Source organism: uncultured Cellulomonas sp. (assembly GCF_947494015.1).
Classification (GTDB): Bacteria; Actinomycetota; Actinomycetes; order Actinomycetales; family Cellulomonadaceae; genus Pengzhenrongella.
The window spans coordinates 22,124-44,041 of sequence record NZ_CANLTL010000001.1 but is presented as its reverse complement, the minus strand read 5'-3'; the positions used below and the strand labels follow the sequence as shown (position 1 = coordinate 44,041).

The window sequence follows — 21,918 nt, the reverse complement described above, 5'->3', positions numbered from 1 at the left end:
GCGTGCTCCGTTCAGCTCGGCAGGGGGCGGTCGAGGCGCGCCGCGGCGAGCGCGGCAGCACCGCGACGGTCGACCTTGCCCGGTCCGCGCAGCGGCAGGCGGTCCACCACGACGAGGTGCCGTGGTGCAGCGGGCGCCCCCAGGGTAGCGGCGACGTGCTCACGGACCTGCCCCGGGGACGGCGCGCGCCGCCCGCGGCTCGGGACCACCACGGCCACCACGGCCTGGCCCCACTCCGGGTCGGCGACCCCGACCACGCAGACCTCGCCCACCCCGACCACCTCGGCCACGACGCGCTCGACGGCGGAGGGCGCGACCTTGACGCCCCCCGTGACCAGCACGTCGTCGACCCGGCCGAGCACCACCAGCCGCCCGTCGTCGAGCCGGCCGAGATCGTGCGTGCGCAGCCAGCGCGCGGCCTCGACGTCCACGAACGTCCGGGAGTCCAGGTCCGGGCGCCCCAGGTACCCCGTGGCGAGCACCGGCCCGGTCAGCAGGATGCCGTCGTCCGGGTCGAGCCGGACCCGCACCCCGTCGAGCGGGACGCCGTCATACACGCAGCCGCCGCAGGTCTCGGACATGCCGTAGGTGGTGGTCACCCGGATCCCGGCGGAGCGCGCGCGGTCGAGCAGCGGGGCCGGGGTCGCGGCACCGCCGAGCAGCACGGCGTCGTAGCGGCGCAGCGCCGCCCGCCCGGCGTCGTCGTCGAGCAGTCGGTGCAGCTGGGTGGGGACGAGCGAGGTGTAGCGGCGGTCCGCCGTCAGCCGCGCCGTGTCGGCGACGAACCGGTCCGGCCGGAAGGTCCCCGGCGCGGCGACGACGGGCCGGGTCCCGGCCAGGACGGACCGGGCCACCACCTGCAGCCCGGCGACGTGGTGGGCCGGGAGGGTCAGCAGCCACTGGGCCGGCCCGCCGAGCCGGGTCTCGGTCGCCGCGGCCGACGCGCGCAGGGCGGCGGCGGACAGCATCACCCCGCGCGGCTCCCCGGTGGACCCGGAGGTCCGGACGACGACGGCGACGTCGTCGGGCACCCCGCGCGCGCCGGCCCCGGACGGATCGGGGCCCGGGCCGCCCTCGTCGGGCACGGGCTGGACGGCGGCGCCGTCCCCGTCCAGGGCGGCCCGCAGCGCGTCGGCCAGCCGGGTCACGTCGCCGGGCCCGGCAGGCACGGCGCGCAGGGCGCGGGTCACCGGCCCAGGGTAGGTGCCGCCGTAGAGTGTCGGCGGTCGCCGTCCGCCGCGGTCGGTGCGAGGAGAGGCCTGTCGACGTGCGCACCCGTCCCGCCCTGACGCGTCCGACCCTGCTGGCGGCAGCGGTCGGTGCGCTGCTCGCGATCGGCGGGTGCTCCGCCGAGGCGCCCCAGGTCCCCGCCCCGGTCACCCAGACCGCGGACATCACCACCGACAAGGTCGCCCCACCACCGCCGCAGGTGCCCGTGACGTGGCCGCTGACGGGTGTGGAGACCGCCGAGGTCGCGGCGCGGCCCGCGCTGGCGGTCAAGATCGAGAACCCCGTGTCGGTGCGTCCGCAGACCGGCCTGGACGCAGCCGACATCGTCTGGGAGCAGGTCGTGGAGGGAGGAGTGACCCGGTTCGTCGTGGTCTTCCACTCGACGCTGCCCGACGAGGTGGGGCCCATCCGGTCGGTGCGGCCGATGGACCCGGCCATCGCGGCGCCGCTGCACGGGGTCATCGCGTTCTCCGGCGGGCAGCCGAGGTTCGTCTCGGCCCTCGCCGACGCCGGCCTGCAGGTGGTCAGCCATGACGCCGGTGACGACGGGTTCTGGCGTCGGTCGGGTATCGGCGCCCCGCACAACGTCTTCGGCCGGCCCACGACGTTCCTCGACCAGGCCGACCCCGACCACACCGCCGCTCCGCCGCCGCAGTTCGCCTACGCGCTGCGGCCTGACCTGGCGACGGTCGCGACGACCGGTGCGCCGACCACGTCCGTGGCGGTGACCATGTCGTCCTACTCCCGGCCCGGCTGGACCTGGGACCCGGCTACGGCGGCGTGGCTGCGGACCGAGAAGGGCACCCCGGCGACGGCGGCGTCCGGCGCGCGGCTGGCTGCCGCGAACGTCGTGGTGCTGCGCGTGGACCTGGTGGACTCCGGCACCCGCGACCCGTCCGGCGCGGTCGTCCCCGAGACGCTGCTGGAGGGGACCGGCGAGGCGCTGGTCGCCACCGGTGGTCGCACGCTCGCCGCGACCTGGAACAAGGGCTCGGTGACGGAGCCGCTGCGGCTGACCACGGCCGACGGCGAGGAGGTCCGCCTGGCGCCCGGCGTCACCTGGGTCGAGCTGGTGCCCAACGGCAGCGGCGCGGTGTCGGTCGGCTGACCGCCCGACGGCCCCGCAGGGGGCAGCAGCGCTCGACGGGACCTGCGGCGACCGCCGGGGTCGGCAGGGCAGCAGGGTCAGAAGGCGTACGGGAAGCGGGACCAGTCGGGGTCGCGCCGTTCCAGGAAGGCGTCGCGCCCCTCGACGGCCTCGTCCGTCATGTAGGCGAGCCGGGTCGCCTCCCCGGCGAACACCTGCTGGCCGGCCAGGCCGTCGTCGGGCAGGTTGAACGCGAACTTCAGCATGCGCACCGCCTGGGGGGACTTCGTGGCGATGATGGCCGCGTACTCCAGCGCCAGGTCCTCCAGGTCGTCGTGGTCGGCGACCTCGTTCACGGCGCCCCACCGCTCGGCGTCCTGCGCGGAGTACTCCCGGGCGAGGAAGAAGATCTCCCGCGCGCGCTTCTGCCCGACCTGCCGGGCCAGGTACGCCGACCCGTAGCCGCCGTCGAAGGACCCGACGTTGGCGTCGGTCTGCTTGAACCGGGCGTGCTGGCGGGACGCGATCGACAGGTCCGCGACCACGTGGAGGGAGTGCCCGCCGCCCGCGGCCCAGCCGTTCACCACGGCCACCACGACCTTGGGCATCGTGCGGATCAGGCGCTGCACCTCCAGGATGTGCAGCCGGCCCGCGCGCGCCGGGTCGATCGCGTCGGCCGTCTGCGCCTGGGTGGTGTCGGTGTAGCGGTACCCGTCGCGTCCACGGATGCGCTGGTCCCCGCCCGAGCAGAACGCCCAGCCGCCGTCCTTGGGGCTCGGACCGTTGCCGGTCAGCAGGACCGTGCCCACGTCGGACGTCATCCGGGCGTGGTCGAGCGCTCGGTACAGCTCGTCGACGGTGTGCGGGCGGAACGCGTTGCGCACCTCCGGCCGGTCGAACGCGATCCGGACCACCGGCAGGTCCCGCTCCGTGCCGTCCTGGTGCCGCTCGACCCCGCGGTGGTAGGTGAGGTCGGTGAGGCCCTCGAACCCCACCACGGTGCGCCACCGCGACGGGTCGAAGGTCGCGGACACGGAGGCGGGGAGGTCGCTCACGCGCGTCACCCTAGCCGCGGGCACCGACACCCCGGTTCGCCGGGCGCACGGTGCTCGACGGCGGTGTCGCGGCCGGCGATGCGTGGGCGGTGCCGCCTAGCCTGGCCCGGTGAGCCCTGCCACCTCGCCCCCCGCGACCGGCGACGTCGTCGTGTGGAGCATCCCGCTAGGGACCCGCTTCCGCGGGATCACGGTCCGCGAGGGCGTGCTGGTGCGGGGCGCCGCCGGCTGGGGGGAGTTCAGCCCCTTCACCGAGTACGACGACGCGGAGGCGCTCGCGTGGTGGCGCGCCGCCCGGGAAGCCGCCGACGACGAGTGGCCGGCGGCGGTCCGCGACCGGATCCCGGTCAACGTCACGGTCCCCGCCGTGGACGGCCCGACCGCGCACCGCCTGGTCACCGGCTCGGGGGGCTGCCGCACCGCCAAGGTCAAGGTCGCCGAGCCCGGCCAGGACGTCGGGCAGGAGATCGCCCGGCTCGAGGCGGTGCGGGACGCCCTCGGACCGGAGGGCCACATCCGGGTGGACGCGAACGCCGCCTGGGACGTCGACACCGCGGTCGCCCGGCTGCGCGTCCTGGACCGGGCCGCGGGCGGGCTCGAGTACGCCGAGCAGCCGGTGCCGACCGTCGCCGACCTCGCCGCCGTGCGCCGCGCGACCCACGTGCCGATCGCGGCGGACGAGTCGATCCGCCGGGCGACGGACCCGCTCGAGGTCGCCCGCGCCGAGGCGGCCGACGTGGTCGTGCTCAAGGTCCAGCCGCTCGGGGGCGTCCGGGCCTGCCTGCGGCTGGCCGAGCAGGTCGGGCTGCCCGTCGTCGTGTCGTCCGCGCTGGAGACCTCGGTCGGCCTCGCGGCCGGGATCGCGCTGGCGGCCGCCCTGCCCGATCTCACGCACGCCTGCGGGCTGGCCACCGCCCAGCTGCTGACGGCGGACGTCGTCGCCCATCCGCTGCTGCCGGTGGACGGCGCGATCGCGGTCCGGCGCCCGCTGCCCGAGCCGGGGCGGCTGGCTGCGGCCGAGGCGTCGCCGGAGTCCCGCGCGTGGTGGCTCGAGCGGGTGAACCGCGTCCGGGGGCTGGACCGGACCACCGCAGCCCGGTGACTACGGTGGACGCATGAGCGAGCCCGCCCCTGCCCCCGCCACCACGGCGGCCCGGGTGCTCGTCCAGTCGTTGGCGCGGCTCGGGGTGCGCGACGTCGTCCTCGCGCCGGGCTCGCGGTCCGCGCCGCTCGCGTACGCCCTGGCCGCTGCCGCGCTGCCGGACGGCGAGCGCCCCGCCGGCGCCCCGGCGATCGACCTGCACGTGCGCGTCGACGAGCGTGCCGCGGCCTTCCTGGCGCTCGGGATCGCGCGCGGGACCGCGGCGCTCGACGGGTCGGCGGACGGCCTCGCCGGGCCGCGACCGGTCGCCGTCGTCACCACGTCCGGCACCGCGACCGCGAACCTGCACCCGGCCGTGCTGGAGGCGCACCACGCGGGCGTCCCGCTGATCCTGCTCACCGCCGACCGGCCGCACGAGCTGCGCGGCACCGGCGCGAACCAGACGACGGACCAGGTCGGCCTGTATGGCGCCGCAGTCCGCTTCGCGGTCGACGTGCCCGCACCCAGCGGCCGGCCGGGGGAGTCGCGGGACCTGCGCCAGCTGCTCGCGCGGGCCGTGGCCGCCGCGCGGGGAGCGCGCACCGGCGACCCCGGCCCGGTGCACCTCGACCTGGCGTACCGCGAGCCGCTCGCCCCCGGCCCGGACGACGCCGACTGGCCGCAGCCGAGCGGCGACGGCCTGGTGTCGGTGGTGCCGCGCGGTGCGCTCGGGTCGGCCGTCTGGCACGGCTACGGCGAGAGCGCGGTGCTCGAGGCCGCACCCGGCACGGACGGCCGCCGTCCCGACGACACCGTGCCGACCGTCGTGGTCGCCGGGGACGGTGCGGGTCCGGTCGCCCGCCGGATCGCCGAGGTCAACGGGTGGCCGCTGCTGGCCGAGCCGTCGTCCGGGGCGCTGGGCGGGCCGAACGCCGTCCCGGCGTACCGGCTGCTGCTCGGGCACGAGCCGCTGGGCGGTGCGGTGCGACGGGCCGTCGTGCTGGGCCGGCCCACGCTGTCCCGCCCCGTGCAGGCGCTGCTCGCGCGCGACGACGTCGAGGTCCTCGTCGTCGCGCCGCGCGGAGCGACCTGGCCGGACGCCGCCCGCCGGGCCGGGACGGTGCTGGCCGACGTGCCCCCGCGGCTGGTCGGCGAGGAGAACGGGGTGCCGGTGACGCCGGTCGCCCAGCCGGGGGCGTGGCTCGAGCGCTGGCGGGACGCCGGGCAGCGGGCCGCCGCCGCGGTCGACGGTGTGCTCGACGACGCCCCCCGCGGACGCCGGTCCCGCAGCGGCCCTCGGATCACCGGCCCGCAGCTGGCCCGGCAGGTCGCTCGGGTCTGCCGGGCGGCGGACGTGCTCGTGGTCGGCTCCAGCAGTCCGGTGCGCGACCTGGACCTGGTCGGAGCCTGGGCGGACGGGCCCCCCGTCGTCCTCGCCAACCGGGGGCTGGCCGGCATCGACGGCACGGTGTCGACGGCTCTGGGGGTCGCCCTGGCGGCGCGCGGTCTGGACGGGGTCGGGCAGGTGCGCGCGCTGCTCGGAGACCTGACCTTCCTGCATGACGTCGGTGGTCTCCTGCGCAGCCCGTTCGAGCCGCAGCCGGACCTCCAGCTCGTCGTGGCCAACGACGACGGCGGGTCGATCTTCGCCACGCTCGAGCACGGGGCCCGTGAGCACGCCGACGCGTTCGAGCGGGTGTTCGGCACCCCGCACGGCGCCGACCTCGGCGCCCTGTGCGCCGGGTACGGGGTGCGGCACGAGCTGGTGCGCGACGCCGACGAGGTCGCCGTGGCGCTCGCGACGCCGGGTCCCGGCGTGAGCGTCGTGGAGGTCCGCGTGGACCGTGCGCGGCGGCGTGCGCTCGGTGAGCGCATCGCCGCGGCGGTCAGCGACGCGTTGAACTGACCCCAGGTCCGACGTCGCCTCCCGGACGCACGGCGCGCCGTCGGCGCTCACAGCCAACTCCCAGGCAACCCGAAGGGTCGTTCCAGGTCGAGGGCCTTCCATGGTCACCAACGACAGGAGGCACCCATGAACGAGCACGACCAGGCGCCGCAGGCCGCCCGCACCGACGACGCGACGGCCCCGCACCCGCACCACCACGACCAGCCCACCCAGACCTTCCGCGCACCCGACGCGACGCAGGCCATGCCGACCGCCCGTACCGACGCGACCGCCCCGATGCCGGTCGCCCCGACGCAGCCGGTGGCCCCCATGCCGACCGTCGCCGGCGCCGCGCCGACCGACGGTCCGGCTCCGGTCGGAACGCCGGTGCCGGACTGGACGCTCGGGTCGCCCTCGCCCACGTCGCCGGCCGGCGCCCACCCAACTGGCACGGGAGCAGGCGCCGCACCCGCCTGGGCCACGGCTCAGGGGCCCGCCGGACCCGGCATCCCCGGTACGACCGACTGGGGTGCCCAGGCGACCGCGGGTCAGCCGCAGGGCACGGCGCGCACCGACCGCCGCCGTCCGACCTGGCTGCCTCTCGTCAGCACCGCGGCCGCGACGGCCGTGCTCGCCAGCGTGGCGACCGTCGGTCTGACCGGCGGCTTCGGTGAGGAGCGCACCACGACGCCCTCGTCGTTGGCGGCGATCGGTCAGACCTCGACCGCGACCGTGCCGGTCTCCGGCTCCACGTCGGACAACCCGGACTGGGAGTCGGTCGCCTCGGCGGTGTCGGCCTCCGTGGTCGCCATCCAGGTCAGCACGGCGAACGGTGGGGGTGAGGGCTCGGGCGTCATCATCGACAAGGACGGGCACATCCTCACGAACAACCACGTCGTGGCCGGCGCCGAGGAGGACACGGTCCAGGTGACCCTGACCGACGGGCGGCTCTTCACGGCCACGATCGTCGGCCTCGACCCCTCGACCGACCTCGCCATCGTCAAGATCGACGACGTGCCGGACGACCTGCAGCCGGCGGCGTTCGGCGACTCCGACGACGTCATCGTCGGTGCGCCGGTGATGGCGGTCGGGAACCCGCTCGGTCTGGCGAACACCGTCACGACGGGCATCGTGTCCGCGATCGACCGGCCGGTCTCGGCGTCGTCGAGCAGCGCCACCCGTGCGTCCGACGTGGTCGTCACGAACGCGATCCAGATCGACGCGGCGGTCAACCCCGGCAACAGCGGCGGCCCGCTGTTCGACGCGGAGGGCCGGGTCATCGGCATCACGTCGTCGATCGCGACGCTCTCGAGCGGTGGTTCGCAGTCCGGCTCGATCGGTCTGGGCTTCTCGATCCCGGTGAACCTCGCCCGCGACGTCGCCGCGCAGCTCGTGGAGGACGGCACGGCGGAGCACGCCTTCCTCGGGGTCTCGCTCAGCGACGGCACCGCGACGGCGGACGGCGTCACCCGCCGCGGCGCCGTCGTCGAGCAGGTGACCTCGGGCTCGCCCGCGCAGGCGGCGGACCTCGAGCAGGGTGACGTCATCGTCGCCATCGACGGGGACGCCGTCGCCGGTGCCGAGTCGCTGACGGCGTACGTGCGTGAGCGTGCGTCCGGTGACGCGACCGAGCTCACCGTCGTCCGCGACGGTCAGGCGCTCGACGTCACGGTCACCCTGGCCACCCGCGAGGACGCACTGACCAGCCAGGACAGCGGCTCGCAGGACTCGTCCGACGACGGCCTGCAGCTGCCGGGTCTGGACGGGTCGGGCGACCCGACCAACCCGAACAACGTGCCGGGCTTCGACTGGTTCGGCGGCCGGGGCTGACCCAGCGCCTGCCTGCCGGGTGAAGCATCGACTCAGCGCCATCGCGGCCCCCCGCGGTGGCGCTGAGTCCGTCCGGGGCCATCGCGGCGGGTCCGGGCCGTCCGGTGCGCCGGACGGTCCGGTGATCGGGCCGCCTCGCACGTGCCCGGTCGGGGTCTGAGCCGGGCGTCATCCATTCGGCTCGGCCCCGAGGTCGGACTCGCCTTGGGACGTCACCTCCAGCACCTTCCAGCCCTCGTCCAGCCGGGCGACGTCGACCCCCAACGTGCCGTAGTGGGCGGGCCCGGCCGAGATGGCCGCGCGGGTGGCGTCGGCCTGCAGCGAGGGTGCCTGGACGAAGTCGACGTCGACGGGGTACGCGGCCGCGGCGGCGTCGAAGGGGTGCAGGTACGTGCCGACCGGGGTGATCTCACCGCCCGTGAAGGTGTCACCCGAATCGCGGATCGACAGCGCGAGGCCACGGGTCCACAGGCAGAACTGGCAGAGCTCGTCGCTGAGGGCGTCCCAGGCCGCCACGTCGCCGGTCTGCATGGTGTAGCTCCACAGCGTCACGAAGTACTCGGCGGCGGCCTGCGCCCCCACGTCGTCGGTGCGCTCCAGCTCGGCCGGCGCGACGGGTGGCGCCATCGCAGGTGCCGGCGGCGCCGCAGGGGTGGTCGACACGACGGGCGCCGGCTCGGACGCCGGCTCGGACGCGGGTGCGGGCACCTGCACGGTGCACGCGCCGAGCATGATCGCGGTGGCCGCCACCGCGAACGTCGATGACCTCTTCGGCAGCATGCGCATCTCCCTCGACGACGACCGGGCGGCGACCGTATCGAGGCGTCGGAGGCTGCCGGTGTGGCGTCGACCGGTGGCTGTGGACGCGCTCGCACTCGTGGAGTTGTGGGGTCGGCCGCGTGCCCTGGGCTTGGTCGAGCCGGTGGAACGCCGGCGCGCGACTGCCGGGACGGTGGCTCGCACAACGACCGGCTCGGAGCGCCGCGCCGGGGAATCGGTGGGGCCGGGCTCACGACGCCGGAGGAGCGGCAGGAGTGTGCTCGAGACGGCGCATCGTCCGCGGGCCGGGCTTGAGACGGTCGGGACGCTGCGGCAGTGCGCGCGCGGAGCAGCCGTGCCAGGGCCCGGTCGGCTCGGGGCGGTCCACCGTGGCGTGAGACGACCGGATCGACAGCGCGGCCACCCGCCGTCACGCCTCTGGAGTCGGGGCGATCAGGTGGTCGGCTCGGCGACGAGGTGGGCGCGGGCTTCGTGCACGGTGAGGGGTTGGCTCGTCGACGTGGTGGTTGCTGTGCCGTCGACCCGTTCCCAGCCGGTCGTGCCGGCGACCTGGAACTGGGCCGACCAGGTCGTGGTGAGGCTGATCTGGCGGGTGCCCTCGGTGCTGTAGCGGTGCGCGACCGTGTGGTCGGGCCATGGGTGGCCCGGGTCGGTCGTGCGGAGCGGCTGAGAGCCGTCCCCGAAGTCCCACGCGAATGTCGTCGGTGTCGCGCGGATCCGGACGGCGATGCCGACGACCGTGGTGTCCAGCACCTGTGCGGAGTCGTCGGTGAACACCACGGTGTCGGCGTTGACCAGGGTCCAGCCCGACGGTGGTTCGACGGAGAGCGCCGATGGTGTGAGCGGCAGTCGCTGGAGCTCTTGGGCGATGGCTGCGCGCAGGTCGACGTCCACGACGCAGCCGCCGGGGTCGATCATCGCCCAGTCCGACCATCCGCCCGCTGCCGCGGTGTCCTGCGTGCGGCGGAACAAGGGCTCGACCGAGCGCTGGTCCGGGGCGCAGGTCGCTGCGTCCCGCACCAAGTTCAGCGTGTTGTCGCCACACTCGGGCTGCGGCCTGGTGTCCACGACCGGAGGCGGATCGGCGAAGTCGACCTTGTCGAACGTCGGACCGCACACCCACCAAGGCGCACGCCGGAACTCCTCCGGCGACGCGTCGCGCCTGCCGTTCGCGCGCGTCCCCGCCGGATAGTCCGCACGCTCACCCCGAACGAACGCTGAATTGCCGTCGAAAAGGGCGCGAGCCGAAGTTCCCCCTGGCGTAGCCGGATCTGTAGCCATTGGGACGCTCTGCGATCCAGTGATGATCGCGACCACCGGTACAAGCATCGAGATTAGAGATCGGTGCATCATCGGTCCTGTGCGGTAACGGCGACGACCTTCCAGCCGCCATCGGAGTGGATCACGTCAACTCCGATGGTGCCGCTGTCCGCTTGGCTCGCCTCGATGAGGTCGCCGGACGCGTCGCGACGTGTGCCCTCATCCTGCGAAAAATCGACGTCGACCGGATACCCGCCGACCAGGTCGTCGTATGGGTGAACGAACGTATCGGTTACCGTGATATTTGCGCCCTCGAAATTCTCATTCGCATCGGCGATTTCGGTCGCAATGCCGCTAGTTCGCGAGCAGAAGCCGCAGCTTTCCCAGCTTAAGGCGTCCCACGCTGCGACGTCGCCGGTCTGCATGACGTACCCGTACAGCTCCAGGAAATACTCCGCCGCCGCTGCCGCCCCCACCTCGTCGGTGCGCTCGAGCTCGGGTGGCGGCGGCGGCGCCACCACGGGAGCCACCGTGGGGGTCGGCTCGGGTGGCTCGACCGTCGGGGTCGGCGACTGCGCGACCGGCGGGGGCTCGGGCTCCGGGTCCTGCGAGGTGCACCCGGCCGCGAGCAGCACGGCGAGCGTCGCGGTCAGCGTGATGCCGCGCCTGAGCAGCATGCCCACCCCCTGCGTGAGGACCCGGCGGCGACCGTACCAACGCCGAGCACGCGGCCGACAGACCTCGGGAGGGTGCTGTGGACGGGCGCCGTCACCGGACGGGCGCCGTCACCGCACGGGCGCCGTCGTCGCACGGGCGACGGCGCTCCCGGCTCAGTCGCTGCCGAGCGCGTGCCTCATGGGCTCGAGCTTGGCCTCGGACTCGGCGAGCTCGGCCGCCGGGTCCGACGCGGCGACGATCCCGCAACCGGCGAACAGCCGCAGCCGGTGCGGGTCCCGCGGGTCGAGCTCGGCGGACCGCAGCGCGATGCCCCACTCGCCGTCGCCGTCGGCGCCGAGCCAGCCCACCGGGCCGGCGTACCGGCCGCGGTCCATGCCCTCGACCTCGGCGATGAGGTCGCGCGCGGCGACGGTCGGGGTCCCGCAGACGGCCGCGGTCGGGTGGAGTGCGGCGGCGAGCGCGAGGCTGGACGGCGCGGGCGCCCCACCGGATGCGTGCGCGAGCACACCGGTCACGTCGCTGGCCAGGTGCAGCACGTTGGGCAGGTGCAGCACGAACGGCACGTCTGGGACGTTGGTGGAGGAGCAGAACGGCTCCAGCGCGTCGGCCACGGACCGCACGGCGTACTCGTGCTCCTCGAGGTCCTTGGAGGAGTGCGCGAGGATCGCCGCCCGGGCGAGGTCGGCGTCGTCGTCGCCGGTGCGGCGGATGGTGCCGGCCAGCACGCGCGAGGTGACCAGTCCCTTCTCGCTGCGCACGAGGAGCTCGGGCGTCGCCCCGAGGATGCCGTCGACGCTGAAGGTCCAGCAGGTCGGGTATGCGTCGGCCAGCCGGCCGAGCAGCCATCGGGGGTCGATCGGCTCGGACGTGCGCGCCGAGACGTCACGGGCGAGCACGACCTTGTCCACCCGCCCGGCGCGGATCGCGGCGACCCCGTGCGCGACGACGTCGCGCCAGCCGTCGGCCGGCACCGCGCCGTCGGTGTAGGTGACGTCGCCCGGGGCGCGCACCGCGGTGCGCCGACCGGTCGCGCCGCGCACGGTGGCTGCGCCCCCGATCACGGCACCCACGTCGATCGTCGTCAGCCAGGTCGTGCCGCCTCGGCGCCCGACGACGACGCGCGGCACCACGAGCGCGCCCGCGGACGGCGCCGCCGCATGAGCGTCGAACGCGAAGGACCCGAACGCGACCGGCCCGGTGCCGGGCAGTCGGACGTCGTCGCGCACGACGGCGTGGGCGAGCACGCGGCGCCAGGCGCGCTCGGCGTCGGCGAACCGGTCGGGGCCGACGACCTCCAGCCGCAGCGCCTCACCCCAGCCGACGAGGCCGTCCCCACGCCGCACCCAGGCCAGGGGGGCGTCCGCGGGCAGCAGGTCGAGCAGCGAGCCGGGGTCCTCGACGCGGACCGTGCGCACCACCAGCGGGTGCGGGACGGCGTCCTGGGTCGGGTCGGCGGTCATCTCCGCCAGCGTAGGACGGCCTCGCGGTGCCCGCGGCACCGGGGCAGCGCCGCGACCTGAGACGATGAGCACATGTCGCGTGCCAGCCTGGACAAGCAGCCGCATGAGGTCGCCCGGATGTTCGACGGGATCGCCCGCCGCTACGACGTCACGAACGACGTGATGTCGCTGGGGCAGGACCGTGCCTGGCGCGCGGCGACCCTGGGCGCGCTGGAGGTGGGCCCGGGTGACCGCGTGCTCGACCTCGCGGCCGGCACCGGCACCTCGAGCTCGCCGCTCGCCGACCGGGGCGTGCTCGTGGTCCCGTGCGACCTGTCGTTCGGGATGCTCGAGGTCGGCAAGCGGCGCCGGCCCGACCTGGGGTTCATCGCCGGGGATGCCACCCGGCTGCCGTTCGCGGACGCCTCGTTCGACGCGGTGACGATCTCCTTCGGGCTGCGCAACGTCGTCGACACCGGGCGTGCGCTCGGCGAGATGCTGCGGGTGACCCGGCCCGGCGGGCGGCTCGTGGTCTGCGAGTTCTCCCACGCGACCTGGGCGCCGTTCCGGACCGTCTACGAGAACTACCTGATGCGGGCGCTGCCGACCGTGGCGCGGGCGGTCTCGAAGGAGACCGACGCCTACACCTACCTGGCCGAGTCCATCCGGGCCTGGCCGGACCAGCGCAGCCTGGGGCGTCAGATCCGTGCCGCGGGCTGGGAGCAGGTGGCCTACCGCAACCTCACCGGGGGCGTCGTCGCGCTGCACCGGGCGACGCGCCCGGCGGGCTGACCGCCTGACCTCTTCCGGACGTCCCTGAGGCCCGCCCACGACGTGCGGTGCGGTGCCCGAGGAGCCATCGTGGGCGGGTGGCCGGCGACGTCCGCACCGCGGACCTCCATCTCCTGCTGCGGGTGCAGGGACGACTGCGCGCGCCGGTCGCCGTGGGCGCGGCCCACGCGCTGGGGGTGGCCGGGGACCACGCCGGCGCGTGGATCGCCGCGGGCGCGGCCGGTGCCGTCCTGGACGCCCCCCGCCGGTTCCGCTGGCTGCGGGCGACCGGCGTCGTCGTGGTGGCGCACGCCGCGAGCGTCGCGCTCAAGCAGGCGGCACGCCGCGCCCGGCCCGTCCACGCGGACCTGCACGTGCACCGCGGACGGGGCGGACGGTGGGGGATGCCGTCGTCGCACACGGCGTCCGCCACCGCCGCCGCGATCGTCTTCGGCCGGCTGCTGCAGACCCGGTCGACGATGGTCCTGCCCCCCGCGATGGCCCTGTCCCGGCTCGTGCTCGGGGTGCACTACCCGAGCGACGTCGTCGCCGGCTGCGCCGTCGGGGCGATCGCGGCGCTCGGTCTGCGGCGGTAACGGCGATGACCACGCTCGCGCTGGGTGCGACCGGCAGCATGCTCGCGGCCCTGCGAGTGCGGCAGTGGATCAAGAACCTGCTGGTCGTGGCGCCGCTGCTGCCGGCCGCCGAGCTCGTGGGGCCGGACGCGCTGGCCGGCGCCGGCGTCGCCTTCGCCATGTTCTGCCTGCTGTCGTCCGGGATCTACCTGCTCAACGACGTGCTCGACGTCGAGGCCGACCGTGCGCACCCGGTCAAGCGGCACCGGCCGGTCGCCGCCGGGACCGTGACCGCCGGGTCGGCGCTGGTCCTCGCCGGCGCCCTGCTGCTGGGCGGTCTGGGGCTGGCGACCGTGCGCGGGACGGACCTGGTGGTCGTGGCGGTGGCCTACCTGGCGATCCAGGTCGCCTACTGCCTGGGTGTCAAGCGCGTGCCGGTGCTCGAGCTCGGGGCGGTCGCGTCCGGCTTCCTGCTGCGGGCGCTCGCGGGCGGCGTCGGCGCGGGCATCCCGCTGTCCCCGTGGTTCCTGCTCACCGCGGGCTTCGGCTCGCTGTTCGTGGCCGCGGGCAAGCGTTACGGCGAGGCGCGCCGCGGCGAGGCCGACGGCACGTACGTCCGCGACGTCGTGCGCGCGTACAGCCCGAGCTACCTGCGGTTCGTGTGGACCACCGCCGCGGCCATCGTGGTGGGGACCTATTCGCTGTGGGCGTTCCAGGTGGACTCCGAGAGCCACTCCACCTGGACGATGCTCTCCACGGTGCCGTTCGTGCTGGCGCTGCTGCGCTACGCCATGAACGTCGACGCGGGGCGCGCGGAGGAGCCCGAGGAGATCGTCCTGCACGACCGGATGCTGCTGACGCTCGGCCTGATCTGGGCGGCGTCGCTCGTCGTCGCGGAGCTGCTGTGAGCCGCCCACGGCCGGGGGAGGCGATGCGGTTCGCGGCGGTGGGGCTGACCGCCTACGGCACCGACCTGGTCGTGTTCAACGTCCTGCTGCTCGGGGCGGCGGTGCCCTCGGTGCCGGCCAAGGTGGGCGCGGGCGGGGCCGCGATCGTGGTCGCCTACGCGGGCAGCCGGTGGTGGACGTGGCGCGACCGGCGCGGGCCCGACGTCGCCCGGGAGTCCGTCCGGTTCGTCGCGGTCAGCCTCCTCGCGGCGGCGCTGCAGGTCGCGTGCCTGCTGGTGTCCCGGGGGGTGCTCGGCCTGCGCAGCCCGGTGGCGGACAACGTCTCCGCCAACGTGGTCGGCATGGCGATCGCGACCGCGTTCCGCTTCTGGGCGTTCCGCACCGTCGTGTTCCGCGCGCCCGCGCTCAGATCGGCAGCCGGCGGAAGACGGGTCCGGGCAGGTGGCGCAGGGCGCTCATGACCCAGCGCAGTGCCGGGGGCGTCCACACGGTCTCGCGCCGCAGCGCCAGCCCCCGCACCACGTGCTCGGCGACCGTGTCCGGGTCGGTGGACAGCGGCACCCGCGCCAGCCCCTGCGTCATCGCGCTGGTGACGAACCCGGGCCGGACGACCACCACGCGGACGCCGTCGGCCCGCACGGCCTCCCGCAGCCCGGTGTAGAACGCGTCCATGCCGGCCTTGCTGGCCCCGTAGACGAAGTTGGACCGCCGCGGTCGCTCACCGGCCACGGAGGACAGCGCGATCACGGTGCCGTGCCCCTGGGCCGCCATCCGGCTCGCGAGGAGCACCCCCACGCTGACCGCCGCCGTGGTGTTCACCTGCATCAGGTGCACCGCGGTGGCGTGGTCGCGCCATGCCCGCTCCTGGTCACCCAGCACGCCGAACGCGACGACCGCCACGTCGACGTCGCCACCGGCGAAGGCGGCGTCGACCGCGCCGGGGTGACCCGGCAGGTCCTCGGCGTCGAAGTCGACCGCGGTCACCTCGTGACCCGCAGCGCTCAGGCTCGCGACGGCGGCGTCCCGGCGGGGGGAGGGGCGCGCGGCGAGCACCAGCCGGGCCGGCCGCCGGGCCACCAGGCGGCGCGCCACGGCCAGCCCGATGTCGGACGTGCCCCCCAGCACCAGCACGGACTGCGGCGTCCCGACGGCATCCATCACAGGCCCAGCCTCCTGGACAGGTCGGAGCTGAGCACGCCGTCCGGGTCGACGCTGCGGCGTACCTGCCGCCAGCGGTCGATGTCGGGGTACATCCGGTGCAGGTCGCTCGCCGGGAACCGGGCGTCCTTGGCGAGGTAGACCCGGCCACCGGCGTCGAGCACCAGGGCGTCGAGCCGGTCCAGCACGCCGGCCAGGTCCGGGACGACCGGCAGGTCCAGCGCCAGGGTCCAGCCGGGGGCCGGGAAGGACAGCGGCGCGGGCGTCCCCGGGCCGAACCGCTTGAGCACCGCGAGCGACACGACGACGTCGTGCCGGTGCAGCGTCTGCAGGCAGCGCCGGACGGCGTCGGGCGCGCTGAAGGGGACGACGAGCTGGTACTGGACGAAGCCGCGGGGGCCGTACACCCGCGGCCACGACTCCACGACGTCCAGCGGGTGGAAGAACTCCGCGATCCCCTGGACGTCGCGTCGGCGCTCGCGGGGCGCGCGGCGGTACCAGGCCTCGTTGAGCACGCGGACCGCGGACCGGTTCACCAGCGGCACGGGGCTGGTCACCGGGACCGTCGGTGCCCGGCGGGGGGCGAACGCCAGCGCCCGGCCGCGGGCTCCGGGCGGCAGCTGGTCGAGCCGGGCCGGCCAGCCGCGGGTCAGCACGGACCGGCCCAGCGCGCCGCCGCGGGCGAGGCAGTCCACCCACGCCACCGAGTACGTGTAGCGCTCGTCGTCGGTGGTCATGCGGTCCATGACCGCGTCCAGGTCGGGGACGCGCTCGGTGTCGACGACGACGGACGACGTCTGCACCGGCAGCATCCGCAGCTGCGCCCGCAGGATCACGCCGGTCAGGCCCATCCCCCCGACCGTGGCCCAGAACAGGTCCGGTGAGCCGTCGGGGGTCAGGTGGCGCACGCTGCCGTCGGCCAGCATGAGATCCATGCCGGCCACGTGCCGGGAGAAGCTGCCCCGCACGTGGTGGTCCTTGCCGTGCACGTCGGCGGCGATGGCCCCGCCCACGGTGACCTGCCGCGTGCCCGGGGTGACGGGCACGAACAGCCCCAGGGGGAGCAGGGTCCGCATGAGGTGGTCCAGCGACACCCCGGCCTCGGCGGTCACCGTGGCCCGCTCGACGTCGACGGCGAGCACCCGCCGCAGCCCGGTCAGGTCCAGCACGGTGCCGCCGGCGTTCTGGGCCGCGTCGCCGTAGCTGCGCCCCAGCCCGCGCACCACCACCCCCCGGGGGTCGCGGCGGGCGAGCGCGGCGGCGACGCCGTCCGCGTCGCCGGGCCGGACGACGTCGGCGGCGGTGGGCGCGGTCCCGCCCCAGCCGGTGAGGGTCTTCCGCGGCGTCATCGCGACCGGCCCCCGCCCGTGCCGGTGCGCAGGACGACCACCGCGCGGCTGCGCAGCAGCAGGAGCCGGCCCCACCGCGGACGCAGCCCGATCACGGTCCCGACCGTCTCACCCGCGCCCGCCGACGGCCAGTCGTCGGCCGTCCACGCGAGGTGGACGTCCCCCAGCAGCGGATCCGCAGGTCGTGCAGCGGCTCGACGCCCGTACTCGTGCGCCGGCCGGTGCCGACCGCTCGAGCAGCAACAGGTGGTAGCCGCACGCGGGCTCGCCGCTGGCGACGTGGCGCAGGCGGAAGTCCCCGGCCGCGGGGTGCTCGTGCAGGGCGCGCTCGGTGGGGTACACCGGGTCGAACGTCGCCGGGTCGCGGCTCGCGAGCACGAGGACGTCCGGCCGGCGTGCGTGCACGACGTCGGCGCGCTGCCGCGGGGACAGGGGGCCGGTCCGCTGGATGAGGGGGTCGTTCAGCATGAAGCTGTCGATCGCGGTCCGCCCGCCGGCGCGGGCGGGCACGTACCCGGCGTCCGAGACGGCGAAGGACGTGCCCGGCGCGGTGGAGTCCACCAGCCACCGGGCGGCCTCCTGGCGCGCCGCGGCCCGGCAGCCCATGTAGCGCTCCTGCCACCCGGACACCCGGGGGACGTCGGCCGGGACCACGAGCGCGGCGGCGAGCGCGAGGGCCCCGGCGAGCACGGCGGCAGCGGCAGCCCCACGCCGCACCGAGTGCCCCGCCCCCCGAGCCCGCGCCGACCGCACCCACCGCACGGCCAGCGTCGCGACCGCGCCGACGGCCACGCCCGCGAGCAGGGCGACCTGGGGCCAGACCGGCATGAAGAAGCGGCTGAAGGGGTTCGCGCTGTCCAGGGTGCCGACCGACCCGATCCCGTAGACCAGGGCCGGGACGGCGAGCAGCACGCCCCGGTGCCGCAGGCCGAGCAGCCCGGCCCCGGCGAGCAGCAGCACCGGCAGGGACTCGTCGGCGAACTTCAGCGCGACCCCGAGCGTCTCGCCGGTGCCGGACTTGTAGAGCACCGAGTTCGGCAGCGCGTGGCCGTAGACGATCAGGCGCAGTCCCTCCAGGGCCACCTGGGACAGCACGGGCACCCCGCCGGCCAGCGCGAGCCGGCGCGCGGCACGACGCCGGTGCCCGCCGCGCAGCAGCGCCGGCGCCTCGGACGCCACCACGACGGCGAGCACGACCACCAGCCCCTCGGGTCGCAGCCACGGGAGCACGGCGAGCAGCGCCCCGGCGAGACCGGCGCGGCCACCGTCCGGCCGGGCCAGCTGCAGCACCCCGGCGGTCAGCACCGCGGCCGTGGCCGTCGTCTCCAGCCCACCGACCGCCCACAGCGCGAACGGTGCGCTGACGGCGGTCAGCACCGCCCCGGCCGTGGCGGCCACCGGCCCGACCACGGCGCGCCCGGCCCGGTGCACCAGGAGCACGCACACCAGACCGCTGAGCACGCCCACCGCCCGCGCGGCCCCCAGCGCCGACCAGCCGACGGCGTCGGCCACCGCCTCCAGCCCGACCAGCGCGGGATTGCTGTAGCCCTCGACCCGCGGGCCGCCGGGGTTCCACACCGGCCCGGCACCGGCCGCGAGGTTCTCCGCGTACCGCACCGAGATCCAGGAGTCGTCGGCCACGAACCCCCGCAGCGCCCAGCACAGCGACAGGTAGCCCAGGCAGGCCACGACGGTGACGGCGAGCGCGGCTCGCCGGGCGGGCTCGGGCACGTCCCCGGCCGGCGTCTGGGAGGATGGTGCTCGCGACGGGCGGTGCACGGCGGCTCCGACGCTGCTCGATGACGAGCCGGGCGGACCCTGGTGCCGGGACCGCCCGCCCCGTCGTGGGATGAGGTCGATGCGCGGGTCGCATCGAAGGAGGCAATGATGCGTGAGGTCGACGTCGAGCGCGCCTCATGGCGTGCGCTGTTCGGGGTCGCGCTGACGGTCTCGCTCGTGTTCGGCGCCATGACGCTGGTCGTCGCCGTGGTGGACGGGCTGCCGCTGCGGGACCCGGACGGCTTCCTCGGCCCGAGCTATGTCCGGTTGCCGCTCATCGTGGCCGCGATGATCGCGCTCGACGTGGTGCCGCGCGTCCTGGCCCGTCGACCCGCGCCCCGGGACGCGCCGGCGGTGCTCCGGGACGTCGTGCGCACGCGGTGGCACCCGTCCCGGCTCGCCGTCGTCGCCGCCGGCCTGGCGACCTTCTACGTCGCCTACGTCGCCTACCGCAACCTCAAGAGCTTCCTGCCGTTCCTGCGGCAGCACCTGACCGACGCGTCGCTGGTCGCCTCCGACCGGCTGCTCGCCTTCGGCCACCACCCGGGCAACGTGCTGCACGAGGTCCTCGGCACCGGCGTGGCCGCCGACGTCCTGTCGTGGGTGTACCTGTTCTTCCTCACCTTCGTGCCGTTCTCCCTCGCCGCCGCCCTGGTCTGGTCCTCCGACCTCGCGCGGGGGGCCTGGTACGCGACGGCGCTGAGCTTCAACTGGATCCTCGGGACGGCGACGTACTACGTGCTGCCGTCCCTGGGACCCATCTACGTCGAGCGGTTCCGGTTCGCCGACCTGCCGTCGACCGGGGTGTCGGACCTGCAGAACGCCCTGTGGAACAACCGGCTCGAGGTGCTGGCCGGCCCGCACGCCACGCAATCCGTGCACGGCATCGCGGCCTTCGCCTCGTTGCACGTCTCGATCGTGGTCACGGCGGCGCTCGTGGCGCACCTGGTCCGGCTCCCGTGGCCGGTGCGGTGGGCGCTGTGGCTGTTCGTGCTGCTGACCGTCCTGGCGACCGTCTACTTCGGGTGGCACTACCTGGTGGACGTGCTCGCCGGGGTCGCCGTCGGCTGGCTGGCGGTGCGGCTGGCGGCGATGGCGGTCGGGCGGGGGTCCGGGGAGGACCCGCGGGTGTCCGGCGAGCTGCGCGGCCTGGGTGCGGTCGAGGAGCGCGCCGTCGGCCGGTGAGCAAGCCCGGTGAGCAAGCCCGGTGAGCAGGCCACGGTGCACCCGGCCGCGCGGGCGCCGGCCGGCTCCGGTGGCACCCGTTCGGCGGGTGAGGCAAGCCTTCGCAGACAGCGCCCACGGCCGCTGACTACAGTGGGCAGCGCTGGAGTTCGTGAACGTCTTCACAGGTGAGGCGAGCCGTGATCGGTGGGCGGAACGATGACGCTGACGTCATCGTCGTGGGTGCGGGACCTGCCGGGTCCGCGGCCGCCTACTGGTGCGCCGGCGCAGGTCTGAACGTCCTGCTGCTGGAGAAGGCCTCCTTCCCGCGGGACAAGGTCTGCGGTGACGGGCTGACCCCGCGCGCCGTCAAGGAGCTCGTCGCGATGGGCGTCCCGCTGCGCGAGAGCGACGGCTGGATCCGCAACCAGGGGCTGCGCGTGATCGGTGGCGGGCACCGGCTCGAGCTGCCCTGGCCCGAGCTGTCCAGCTACCCCTCGTACGGCCTCGCGCGCTCGCGGATGAGCCTGGACCAGGCCCTCGCCGACCACGCCCGCAGCGCCGGGGCCAAGCTGCTCGAGCGGACGCAGGTCACCGGGGCGCTGCTGGACGACCGGACCGGCCGGGTGGTCGGGGTGACCGCGCGCCCGGTGGACGACGCCGGACGCCGCTCGGGTGACCCGGTCGAGTACCGCGCCCCGGTCGTCATCGCCGCCGACGGCGTCTCGGCCCGGCTCGGGCTGTCCCTGGGCCTGGAGAAGCGGATGGACCGGCCCATGGGCGTCGCCGTCCGCACCTACTTCCGGACCCCGCGGCACGACGACGCCTGGATGGAGAGCCACCTCGAGCTGTGGGACGGCGCCCCCGGCGCCTCCGACCTCATGCCCGGCTACGGCTGGATCTTCGCGCTCGGCGACGGCACCGCCAACGTCGGCCTCGGCAGCGTCGCCTCGACGCCGAACGCCACGAAGGTCGACTACAAGGACCTGTTCGCCCGCTGGATGGCCAACGCCCCCGCCGAGTGGGAGTTCACGCCCGAGAACCAGGTCGGTCCCGTGCAGGGCGCCGCGCTGCCGATGGGCTTCAACCGCACCCCGCTGTACGGCCGCGGGCTGATGCTCGTCGGGGACTCCGGCGGGATGGTCAGCCCGTTCAACGGCGAGGGGATCGCCTACGCGCTGCAGGCCGGACGGGTCGCCGCGGACGCCGTCGTGCAGGCGCACGCCCGGACCACCCCGCAGGCCAAGGAGCGGGCGCTGGCCACCTACGCCACCACCATGCGCGAGGACCTGGGCGGCTTCTACACGCTGGGCCGGTACTTCGTGCGGCTGATCGAGCACCCCGAGGTCATGCGGGTGTGCACCCGGTACGGGCTGCCCCGGCCGCTGGTCATGCGCTTCACGTTGAAGCTGCTCTCGGACTGCTACGAGCCACGCGGTGGCGACATGGTCGACCGGGTCATCTCCGGGCTGACCCGGCTGGTGCCCGCGGCATGAGCACGACGACGGCAAGGAGTCAACGGTGAATCCCTTCGTCCCCATCCTGGTGCTCATGGGCGTGGCCGCGGTGCTCGCGCTCGGGGGCGTCGCCTCGAGCGTGCTGATCGGCCCCAAGCGGTACAACCGGGCCAAGCTCGAGGCGTACGAGTGCGGCATCGAGCCGACCCCGCACGCGGCCGGCGGCGGCCGGTTCCCGATCAAGTACTACCTGGTGGCGATGACGTTCATCATCTTCGACATCGAGGTGGTCTTCCTCTACCCGTGGGCCGTCTCCTTCGCGGAGGTCGCCGTGTACGGGCTCGTCGCGATGATGGCGTTCCTCCTGCTGATCACGGTGCCGTTCGTGTACGAGTGGCGCCGTGGCGGCTTCGAGTGGGACTGACAGGACGG

The 21,918-nt window shown here is 75.3% G+C and carries 20 protein-coding genes; 11 read left to right on the top strand and 9 right to left on the bottom strand.

Annotated elements, in window-relative coordinates; all coding sequences use genetic code 11:
• Positions 1 to 11: 11 nt before the first annotated feature.
• Positions 12 to 1,190: an o-succinylbenzoate--CoA ligase gene (gene menE, locus Q0840_RS00190; protein ID WP_298454593.1), complete on the bottom strand. Its 1,179-nt coding sequence runs from the start codon at positions 1,188 to 1,190 to the stop codon at positions 12 to 14.
• A gap of 77 nt (positions 1,191 to 1,267) precedes the next feature.
• On the opposite strand from menE, the gene Q0840_RS00185 reads away from it, so the two are divergent.
• Positions 1,268 to 2,338 carry a DUF3048 domain-containing protein gene (locus Q0840_RS00185; protein WP_298454591.1) on the top strand — a complete coding sequence of 357 codons (1,071 nt, stop codon included), beginning with the start codon at positions 1,268 to 1,270 and terminating at the stop codon, positions 2,336 to 2,338.
• Between the two features lie 77 nt (positions 2,339 to 2,415).
• Here the strand turns inward: Q0840_RS00185 and Q0840_RS00180 are convergent, their stop codons facing one another.
• The gene (locus Q0840_RS00180) at positions 2,416 to 3,372 is read right to left on the bottom strand and encodes a 1,4-dihydroxy-2-naphthoyl-CoA synthase (RefSeq protein WP_298454588.1); all 957 of its coding nucleotides are present in this window, start codon (positions 3,370 to 3,372) and stop codon (positions 2,416 to 2,418) included.
• A gap of 109 nt (positions 3,373 to 3,481) precedes the next feature.
• On the opposite strand from Q0840_RS00180, the gene Q0840_RS00175 reads away from it, so the two are divergent.
• The 3 genes from Q0840_RS00175 (at position 3,482) to Q0840_RS00165 (ending at position 8,168) form a co-directional block, all read left to right on the top strand.
• Positions 3,482 to 4,474, top strand: a complete 993-nt coding sequence (locus Q0840_RS00175) for an o-succinylbenzoate synthase (protein ID WP_298454585.1) — start codon at positions 3,482 to 3,484, stop codon at positions 4,472 to 4,474.
• Between the two features lie 13 nt (positions 4,475 to 4,487).
• Positions 4,488 to 6,359 carry a 2-succinyl-5-enolpyruvyl-6-hydroxy-3-cyclohexene-1-carboxylic-acid synthase gene (gene menD / locus Q0840_RS00170; protein ID WP_298454582.1) on the top strand — a complete coding sequence of 624 codons (1,872 nt, stop codon included), beginning with the start codon at positions 4,488 to 4,490 and terminating at the stop codon, positions 6,357 to 6,359.
• 126 nt (positions 6,360 to 6,485) lie between these two features.
• The gene (locus Q0840_RS00165) at positions 6,486 to 8,168 is read left to right on the top strand and encodes a S1C family serine protease (RefSeq protein ID WP_298454579.1); all 1,683 of its coding nucleotides are present in this window, start codon (positions 6,486 to 6,488) and stop codon (positions 8,166 to 8,168) included.
• 168 nt (positions 8,169 to 8,336) lie between these two features.
• Here the strand turns inward: Q0840_RS00165 and Q0840_RS00160 are convergent, their stop codons facing one another.
• From Q0840_RS00160 to Q0840_RS00145, 4 genes are all read right to left on the bottom strand, one after another.
• On the bottom strand, positions 8,337 to 8,948 hold the full coding sequence (locus Q0840_RS00160) for a DUF6318 family protein (RefSeq protein WP_298454577.1): 612 nt from the start codon (positions 8,946 to 8,948) through the stop codon (positions 8,337 to 8,339).
• A 432-nt stretch (positions 8,949 to 9,380) separates the two neighbouring features.
• Positions 9,381 to 9,968: a PKD domain-containing protein gene (locus Q0840_RS00155; protein ID WP_298454575.1), complete on the bottom strand. Its 588-nt coding sequence runs from the start codon at positions 9,966 to 9,968 to the stop codon at positions 9,381 to 9,383.
• A 329-nt stretch (positions 9,969 to 10,297) separates the two neighbouring features.
• Positions 10,298 to 10,885: a DUF6318 family protein gene (locus Q0840_RS00150; RefSeq protein WP_298454573.1), complete on the bottom strand. Its 588-nt coding sequence runs from the start codon at positions 10,883 to 10,885 to the stop codon at positions 10,298 to 10,300.
• Between the two features lie 153 nt (positions 10,886 to 11,038).
• Positions 11,039 to 12,346: an isochorismate synthase MenF gene (locus Q0840_RS00145; RefSeq protein ID WP_298454571.1), complete on the bottom strand. Its 1,308-nt coding sequence runs from the start codon at positions 12,344 to 12,346 to the stop codon at positions 11,039 to 11,041.
• Positions 12,347 to 12,418: 72 nt separating this feature from the next.
• Here Q0840_RS00145 and Q0840_RS00140 point away from each other — a divergent pair, with 72 nt between their 5' ends.
• The 4 genes from Q0840_RS00140 (at position 12,419) to Q0840_RS00125 (ending at position 15,040) form a co-directional block, all read left to right on the top strand.
• Positions 12,419 to 13,117: a demethylmenaquinone methyltransferase gene (locus Q0840_RS00140; protein ID WP_298454570.1), complete on the top strand. Its 699-nt coding sequence runs from the start codon at positions 12,419 to 12,421 to the stop codon at positions 13,115 to 13,117.
• Positions 13,118 to 13,194: 77 nt separating this feature from the next.
• Positions 13,195 to 13,692 carry a phosphatase PAP2 family protein gene (locus Q0840_RS00135; protein WP_298454568.1) on the top strand — a complete coding sequence of 166 codons (498 nt, stop codon included), beginning with the start codon at positions 13,195 to 13,197 and terminating at the stop codon, positions 13,690 to 13,692.
• 5 nt (positions 13,693 to 13,697) lie between these two features.
• A complete protein-coding gene (locus Q0840_RS00130; protein WP_298454566.1) occupies positions 13,698 to 14,579 on the top strand; it encodes a decaprenyl-phosphate phosphoribosyltransferase in 882 nt (293 codons plus the stop codon).
• A complete protein-coding gene (locus tag Q0840_RS00125) occupies positions 14,576 to 15,040 on the top strand; it encodes a GtrA family protein (protein WP_298454563.1) in 465 nt (154 codons plus the stop codon). The genes Q0840_RS00130 and Q0840_RS00125 overlap by 4 nt, the downstream gene beginning before the upstream one ends.
• Here the strand turns inward: Q0840_RS00125 and Q0840_RS00120 are convergent.
• The 3 genes from Q0840_RS00120 to Q0840_RS00110 all read right to left on the bottom strand — a co-directional run bounded on the left by Q0840_RS00120 (position 14,985) and on the right by Q0840_RS00110 (position 18,817).
• Positions 14,985 to 15,737 (bottom strand): decaprenylphospho-beta-D-erythro-pentofuranosid-2-ulose 2-reductase, encoded by a 753-nt coding sequence (locus tag Q0840_RS00120; RefSeq protein WP_298454561.1) that lies wholly within the window; start codon positions 15,735 to 15,737, stop codon positions 14,985 to 14,987. The two genes, Q0840_RS00125 and Q0840_RS00120, sit on opposite strands and share 56 nt — an antisense overlap.
• A complete protein-coding gene (locus Q0840_RS00115) occupies positions 15,737 to 17,086 on the bottom strand; it encodes an FAD-binding oxidoreductase (RefSeq protein ID WP_298454559.1) in 1,350 nt (449 codons plus the stop codon). The genes Q0840_RS00120 and Q0840_RS00115 overlap by 1 nt, the downstream gene beginning before the upstream one ends.
• A gap of 108 nt (positions 17,087 to 17,194) precedes the next feature.
• Positions 17,195 to 18,817: a hypothetical protein gene (locus tag Q0840_RS00110; RefSeq protein ID WP_298454558.1), complete on the bottom strand. Its 1,623-nt coding sequence runs from the start codon at positions 18,815 to 18,817 to the stop codon at positions 17,195 to 17,197.
• A 156-nt stretch (positions 18,818 to 18,973) separates the two neighbouring features.
• Here Q0840_RS00110 and Q0840_RS00105 point away from each other — a divergent pair, with 156 nt between their 5' ends.
• The 3 genes from Q0840_RS00105 (at position 18,974) to Q0840_RS00095 (ending at position 21,910) form a co-directional block, all read left to right on the top strand.
• Positions 18,974 to 20,050 carry a phosphatase PAP2 family protein gene (locus tag Q0840_RS00105; protein WP_298454557.1) on the top strand — a complete coding sequence of 359 codons (1,077 nt, stop codon included), beginning with the start codon at positions 18,974 to 18,976 and terminating at the stop codon, positions 20,048 to 20,050.
• A 179-nt stretch (positions 20,051 to 20,229) separates the two neighbouring features.
• Positions 20,230 to 21,525 (top strand): geranylgeranyl reductase family protein, encoded by a 1,296-nt coding sequence (locus Q0840_RS00100; RefSeq protein WP_298454556.1) that lies wholly within the window; start codon positions 20,230 to 20,232, stop codon positions 21,523 to 21,525.
• A gap of 25 nt (positions 21,526 to 21,550) precedes the next feature.
• Complete coding sequence (locus Q0840_RS00095) at positions 21,551 to 21,910, top strand: NADH-quinone oxidoreductase subunit A (protein WP_298454555.1); 360 nt, start codon at positions 21,551 to 21,553, stop codon at positions 21,908 to 21,910.
• Positions 21,911 to 21,918 lie beyond the last annotated feature (8 nt).

Coding starts and splice junctions, on each gene's coding strand:
- Q0840_RS00140 (WP_298454570.1), top strand. CDS start 12,419: ATGTCGCGTGCCAGCCTGGACAAGCAGCCGCATGAGGTCGCCCGGATG.
- Q0840_RS00115 (WP_298454559.1), bottom strand. CDS start 17,086: ATGACGCCGCGGAAGACCCTCACCGGCTGGGGCGGGACCGCGCCCACC.
- Q0840_RS00105 (WP_298454557.1), top strand. CDS start 18,974: ATGCGTGAGGTCGACGTCGAGCGCGCCTCATGGCGTGCGCTGTTCGGG.
- Q0840_RS00130 (WP_298454566.1), top strand. CDS start 13,698: ATGACCACGCTCGCGCTGGGTGCGACCGGCAGCATGCTCGCGGCCCTG.
- Q0840_RS00160 (WP_298454577.1), bottom strand. CDS start 8,948: ATGCTGCCGAAGAGGTCATCGACGTTCGCGGTGGCGGCCACCGCGATC.
- Q0840_RS00165 (WP_298454579.1), top strand. CDS start 6,486: ATGAACGAGCACGACCAGGCGCCGCAGGCCGCCCGCACCGACGACGCG.
- menD (WP_298454582.1), top strand. CDS start 4,488: ATGAGCGAGCCCGCCCCTGCCCCCGCCACCACGGCGGCCCGGGTGCTC.
- Q0840_RS00150 (WP_298454573.1), bottom strand. CDS start 10,885: ATGCTGCTCAGGCGCGGCATCACGCTGACCGCGACGCTCGCCGTGCTG.
- Q0840_RS00120 (WP_298454561.1), bottom strand. CDS start 15,737: ATGGATGCCGTCGGGACGCCGCAGTCCGTGCTGGTGCTGGGGGGCACG.
- Q0840_RS00145 (WP_298454571.1), bottom strand. CDS start 12,346: ATGACCGCCGACCCGACCCAGGACGCCGTCCCGCACCCGCTGGTGGTG.